This is a genomic window from Pseudarthrobacter sp. MDT1-22 (genome assembly GCF_054511035.1).
The window spans coordinates 1-6,648 of the sequence record NZ_JBTNDK010000055.1 but is presented as its reverse complement, the minus strand read 5'-3'; the positions used below and the strand labels follow the sequence as shown (position 1 = coordinate 6,648).

Sequence of the window (6,648 nt, the reverse complement as noted above, 5' to 3'; positions counted from 1 at the left end):
GATTTTATCGCAAACAGGTGAAAATTAACAGCCAGCCCGCAACAAGATCAGCGGAATCACGCGGAAGCCATTCCACCGCATCAGCCCATGTCCAGAGTCCTGGAACTGTAGACGGATGCAAGGTCGCCGTCCCTCGCGGCCACCAACTGCCGCAGCCGTTCAGAGAACTCGTCGTGGCGCGTGGAATCAGGCTCGGTCATCGTTGTCCCCCAATATGCGGTTCTGCCTATCCCGTGATGCTACTGCCGAGCCGTCAGGTGCAAAACGATCTTGAGCAAACATTGCGCATCAACTGCGACAGCCGAGGCCGAACATGTCGGCAAACGAGTCCAGCGTGGTCAAGATTTCGTCGGACCGCCAGTAGCGGCCGCGCGTGAAACTTGTCGAACTAGCCAGTTCTGCCGTGTGGGCGGTCAGCTGGAACACCGTCATTGGTACTCCTGCGGTGGACGCCAAGGTTGGGCTCATGTCCTCCTTGCTGAACGAGCCATTTCAGTCAACGCGGCGGCGGTGCGGCAGGTCTGTTCCGGGTGATATTCGTAGCCACCAGCGACCACACCATGCTGGTAGGCCCTCCGCGGCTTTGGCGGCAGCACGAGGTCACCTTCGGCAATCCCTTCGCAGGCCCACCGGAGGTCAGCGGCAAGACCCGCCGCGACCTTGGGCTTGTTCGGTTCCTGCCAAGGAACACATGAATCGCGGCGGAGCGGAAAGAGTCCGACCCTTCGTCCGGGGGATGTGCAGATTATGCCTAGCGTTTGAGTGCGGTTCTAAAGTAGCCCCTCATCACAAGAGATAATCACCGGCAAATATCATTGCAACTACGCCCAGTCCTCTGAGGAATGAAACGACGCAGATATTCGCGGAGTGCTTCGTCATGCACGTAAACGTAAGTCCCCTGCATACCCCTTGTCATGAGTACGGCATATATATTTGTGATGTATCTAAGCAAGTCACTGTCGGTGTACACAAGCCCAAGCTTGGGGTTATTTTCTTTGCCTTTCTTATCGAAGTAGCTAGCTCGATCGACGGCGATAGACCGAGTCTTCAGATCAAAGCGGAGATCAGGTCCGATAATTACACCCGCATAGTTTAGATCGTATCCCTGGACTGTATGAATAGAGCCAACCTCATCTATTGAATTCCTTGAGTTGATCCAGTCAGTTTGGGTCTGGTTCCAGCGAAGTCGATGTCCATCAATGTCGATGTCAAAAGCATTAGGATCTGTTTTCGTTTTCCAGGGCCAAGCGAAGCCTGCGACAAGTCGAGCAAGTTGTACCTCTGACTCTCGCCTACGGATGGCCTCGTGCATATCCCTGACATCATCAAAGAATCGAAAATCGTAATTCTCGATCAGTGTATGAACGGGCGGTTCTGACGAAAAAATTTTACGAACATATTTGATGTAGTCCATCCCGCCTTGGACGCGCATCTGTGAATGCAAACGGTAAAACTTTTTCTCAACTTGCGAACGAAGTATGAGGGATCGGACTAAGTCCTCCGGCAAGTCCGCAGGCCTAACGCTCTGTTCAGCGTCCACTAGCAGAATCTGGTGCTTGCTGCTCTCGCGAACCCAGTCCAGCTGCGTGATCGACAGGTTATCCACGCCAAATAGGGCTTCGGTAATCTCACGATATTTCTTGTTTTGAGGACCGGACGGCTGGTTTGCGCGTTGGCTGAGCCTATGCGCTTCGTCCACTATCAGCAAATCGTAGGGCTCTTCGGAAGGTGAGAGGTCAAATGGGCTCAGGACCATGCCGGGCTTAAGAGAAGGCGTCTTTTTGAAAACCTTTTTGATGGTTGACCGTAGTGACTGCTGCGGGACGACTAGGCCGACCTTGAGATTGGCAATGAGGTCACGGTTGCCTTCTACAAAGTAATCCGAAAAGATTGAGTCACTATCGAAGCTTTCACCTTCTTGAGAAATCTGAATGTCGCGGAGCAGCTTCATTAGATATATTGCAATTATTGTTTTTCCAGTGCCCGGATCTCCCTGAATTACGCTGGTACTTGGCTCTCCACGCTCTATGTCACTGAGAAGGCCATCCAAGATCTCTCCGACCGCACCCGCTTGATCGTGGTTAAGAGCTTTAAACGGCGAAAACTTGAAGAGATCGCTGTTCTCAATCTCAGGGATCGAGCGTTCAAACATTCCTTCTGTGCGCAGTTCCTCGAATATTTGCTCAAAAGACGTTGTGTACTTTGCGCGATCATAGTAGTCCGAGTCGCTGACCCCAGCATTTCCATTCAGTACCTGATAGCGCCCTTCGCCAGCGAAAAGTCTAATTAGGAACGACTCTAGATCAAGGCAGGCGGACTTATGAAAAGTATCATCAATGACAAGATGCATCCTTTGTAAGCCACTCTTTTCGTGCGTCTTCAAATGCTGCCGCATGCGAGAAGCTACACTTCTCGACTCGCCGACGTACACGTCTCTTGAGTCATTCAGCGTGTACACAACTGGCCAGTTAGTGAATTGGTCGCCACTGCGGCTCAATAGCTCAATCTCGTGAGGCGAAAAATTCCGTCGTTCAATCCTAAAGCTCGTCATACTTCGAACTCCGCCCCCGAGCCTTCTCTACTGGGTATTTAGTCCGAGTCTCTTCCAGTTTTTCGGCCACAATCGCGTCAGGATCAAGGCCTAGACGATCAGCCAATAAATAGGCATATGTCAGTACATCAGCAAGTTCTGACTGAACTCGCATCGGTTCAGCTTCTTCGCCCCACTGGAAGCATTCTAAGAGCTCGCCCGCCTCAATTGAGATCGATTTCGCTAAATTCGAGCTGCTGTGGAACTGACTCCACTCACGCTCCGCAACGAACTCTCGGAGCAACCGAACTACAGAATTATCAGACATGATTTCACCGTAACATGCACCCCATGAAGCAGCCCGAGCGTCCGTATTATTGTTCAGTCGCCGGCACTAGTTCCCCAGGGTCGTGCGAAGCTCCTCGGTAACTTCGACTATCGGGCAACCGCGCGGACGCAATCAAAGCGAGTAGGTCCCTAAGCACGAATTATCCATCCACTGACCGTCAACTCTTCCCTAAAGTTCGAGAAATTGTGAACCATATATGGCCGCCCAGAAAAAGTCACGAGCTGACCTCGCGTCACACGGAACTACTGAGCCACTGCAGCAGCCGTCGCATACACATCCGCGGGCATGGTGCGGTGCAGCTTCCACGTGATGGCAATGGGCCTCTCTCCTGAGTGCTGCACGTAGTCCACCTCCCCCAGGCACGTGTAGGGAACTGTCAGGCCAGTCTCGTCGTCCGCCGTGTCCCTCGTGAAGATCAGAACCTTCGTGCCCTGCGCAGCTCGGTCGAGGTATCGGAGTCCTGTGGGGCTGGTGGGTGAGGTCGCGTTCTGCGATTGCCAATGGAAAAGCTCAGGGCTGACCGCATAGTCCTTATACATCGTTGTGGCCGAGTGTTTCTTGTCATCCTTATTCAAGGTGACAAAGAAGGCGTCCGTCGAAGTCGCCGGACACCAAGCGACCCCCTCGCGGTGCTGGACGTTCTTTCCAATCTCCAGCGACCCGTACTCCAAAGCAGCAAGGATCTCCTCCCGCCTGTAGGTAGCGTGTGAGAGCAGCGGTACGTGCTGCAGTCCGGCACCGAGACTCTTCGCTGCGTGTTTGGAAGCGGCCACTCCAAGCGTCACGACCTGGCGAATCTCGCTGCACACAAACTGGTACCCCCGCAGGTAATCCAGTCCGGCGTCGTACTCTTGAAAACCGCCGCCGTCGTCCCACAACGTGTAGAACAGCATCCGGGCGAAAGTCTGCTCGCGCATCCCAAGCTCCGCGTAGCGGGGCGCATCGGGGCCCACCAGCATCGAGTACGCCTCAGCGCGTTCCGGATCGTCCACGTGGATTAGCGCAGCCATGCGGCCCAAGAGTTTCTTCTCGTCGGCATCTGCATTGGCGACGAGTTGGCCTTCGACAATGTCTTCTGCAGGCGACTTCGACAAGCTCAATCCCCGGTCGTCGATCAGGCCGGCCTGGCGAAGGTAGCCGGTCCACGAATCCTTGGTCGACCGGTAGATCGACTTCACATCGTTTCCAGACCGCTCCAGGTAGGCCTCCAGCTCAGTCTCCGCATATGAAGCAATGTCTCGAACGAGTTGCGCCCGGTTGAACCGTAGCTGTGCCTTGATGTTGTCCAGCACCACCTGCTGCGCCACCTTGTCCAACACAATCTGGGAGCCCGATGGCAGGTAGGGGAAGTCGTCCTCGACAGCCTTCTCCAGCTCCTTGCGTCCGTAGCCGGTGAGCGCGCGGTACCGCAGATCGAAGCGGAACTCACGCCGTTGCTGGCCAATAAAGTCCATGATCGTCAGAACCGCCTTGCCCTCGGCCCGGCGCAGCCCCCGCCCCAGCTGTTGGAGGAAGATCGTGGCGCTCTGTGTGGGCCTGAGGAGCAGGATGGTGTCCACCTGCGGCAGGTCCAGGCCTTCGTTGAAGAGGTCTACGGTGAAGATGCAGTTGATCTCCCGCCGGCGGAGGCGCTCCAGCGCAGCTGCACGGTCGGCGTCGTTGGTGCTGCCATCAACGGCGACGGAGGCAATACCGGCGCCGTTGAACACCTCGGCCATGTAGTGGGCATGCTGGACCGATACGCAGAAACCGATGGCCCGCATCTGGTCGGTACTGGTGACCTTGTCGCGTAGTTCGCGGATCACCTTGGCAGCGCGGGCGTCGTTGCCGGTGTAGAGGTTGCTGAGTTGAGTGGTGTCGTAGTTGCCGCGCTTCCATTCCAGCTGGCTCAGGTCGACGTCGTCCGAGACGCCGAAGTAGTGGAACGGCACCAGCAGGTCAGCGTCCAGGGCGTCCCACAGCCTGAGCTCACTGGCGGTGCGCCCGTCGAAGAACTGCTTGGCGACGTCGACCCCGTCGCCGCGTTCCGGTGTCGCAGTGAGTCCGAGAAGCTGCTGCGGCTTCAGGTGGTCCAGCAGGCGCCGGTAGGTGGGCGCCATGGCGTGGTGGAATTCATCTATAACGACGACGTCGAAGAAGTCGGGTTCCAGCTGTTCGATGCCAAGCGAGGACAGCGACTGGACGGAGGCGAAGATATGCTTCCACTCTTTCGGCTTGTGCTCCCCCACGTAGAGTTCACCGAAAGTGCCGTCCTGCATTACGTCCCGGTAGGTACGCATCGCTTGCTTCAGGATTTCCTGTCGGTGGGCGACGAAAAGCATCCTCAGGTCGCGGCCAGCGGCTTCGCAGAGGCGCTTGTAGTCCAGGGCAGCAATAACTGTCTTCCCCGTGCCCGTGGCGGCGACCAGGAGGTTGTGGTTGAAGCCTTTGAGCCGCTCGGCTTCCAGCTCTTCTAGCATCTCCTCCTGGTGGAGGTACGGCTGAACTTCGAGCCCGGTGGCTGCGTCCGGCGCTGCGGTGCGCCGGCCGCCGTTACGTTCGAGTGCCGCGTCCAGCTTTTCGCCGTCTCGTACCGGGTCGTAGCTTTGGAAGGCTCGCTGCTCCCAATAGCTGTCGAAGGTGACCTCGAACTTCTGCAGGAGAGTGGGCGTGCCGACTGAGCTGAGCCTGACGTTCCATTCCAGGCCATCCAGCAGGGCAGCCTGGCTGAGGTTGGAGCTCCCGACGTACGCCGTGTCGAAGCCGGAGTTGCGGCGGAACAGCCAGGCCTTTGCATGGAGGCGAGTGGCCTGAGTTTCGTAGTTGATCTTCACTTCGGCGCCGTAGCGGTTGACGAGTTCATCGATGGCGCGTCGTTCGGTGGCGCCCATGTAGGTGGTGGTGAGGACTCGTAGTTTGGCGCCGCGCTCGTTGAGCTGTTCGAGGGCCGGTTCAAGCAGGCGGAGGCCTGTCCATCGGACGAAGGCGCAGAGCAGGTCAACGGTGTTGGCGGACTCAATCTCGGCCCGAAGCTCCGCGGCAAGATTCGGTTCGTTCTTGCTGTTGGTTAGTAGCGCTGAGTCACTGTGAGGTGTGTCAAGGATGTGAGACAGTCGCGTAGTTTCTTTTTGGTCAGGCAGCCGCGGGAAGCGGTTGCGCGGTTGGCGTGAAGGCCGCCATTGCGGTGGCCGGCGGCAGGCCGTCATTGTTGCTGTGGGGTCGCCAGCGGTTGTAGAACACTTCGATGTAGTTCATCACTCCGCGCCGGGCCTCCTGGCGGGTCGTGAAGCTGTGGTGGTGGTAGAACTCGTTTTTCAGGGATGAGAACGCCGATTCGGCCACTGCATTGTCCCAGCACACCCCGGTGGCTCCCATGGACTGTCGGATGCCGTTACCGGTGCACCAGACACTCATTTCCCGGGACGTGTATTGCGTTCCGCGGTCGCTGTGGAAAATGGCTCCGGGCTGCAGATAACCGCGGTCCCTGGCCATCTTCAGCGCACCGGTAGTCAGGGAGGCGCGCATGTGGTCAGCCATCGCCCAGCCGACGACCATGCGCGTGCACAGATCGATAACGGTAGCCAAGTAGAGCCAGCCCTCACCGGTGCGCAGGTACGTGATGTCCCCGACCAGACGGGTTCCCGGGGCGGCGGAGGTGAAATCCCGCCCGATGAGGTCCGCGAAGACCTTGTCCGGATCAGAGGGAATCGTCGTGCGCTTGAACGCCCGCATCCGCTTCGCGGCCCAGCCGTTCTCCGCCATGATGACCGCCACAGTTCCCACCGATACC

At 57.3% G+C, this 6,648-nt stretch carries 5 protein-coding genes; all 5 read right to left on the bottom strand.

Annotated elements, in window-relative coordinates; all coding sequences use genetic code 11:
* Positions 1-288: 288 nt before the first annotated feature.
* The gene (locus ACX80M_RS20660) at positions 289-432 is read right to left on the bottom strand and encodes a hypothetical protein (RefSeq protein WP_459310344.1); all 144 of its coding nucleotides are present in this window, start codon (positions 430-432) and stop codon (positions 289-291) included.
* Between the two features lie 367 nt (positions 433-799).
* Positions 800-2,350, bottom strand: coding sequence for a DNA/RNA helicase domain-containing protein (locus tag ACX80M_RS20655; RefSeq protein ID WP_459310343.1), 1,551 nt, complete (start codon positions 2,348-2,350; stop codon positions 800-802).
* Between the two features lie 187 nt (positions 2,351-2,537).
* On the bottom strand, positions 2,538-2,858 hold the full coding sequence (locus ACX80M_RS20650; RefSeq protein ID WP_459310342.1) for a nucleotide pyrophosphohydrolase: 321 nt from the start codon (positions 2,856-2,858) through the stop codon (positions 2,538-2,540).
* Between the two features lie 263 nt (positions 2,859-3,121).
* The gene (locus tag ACX80M_RS20645; RefSeq protein ID WP_459310345.1) at positions 3,122-5,998 is read right to left on the bottom strand and encodes a DUF3427 domain-containing protein; all 2,877 of its coding nucleotides are present in this window, start codon (positions 5,996-5,998) and stop codon (positions 3,122-3,124) included.
* On the bottom strand, positions 5,991-6,648 hold a 658-nt coding region (locus ACX80M_RS20640; protein ID WP_459310341.1), incomplete at its 5' end, for an IS3 family transposase. The genes ACX80M_RS20645 and ACX80M_RS20640, both read right to left, overlap by 8 nt.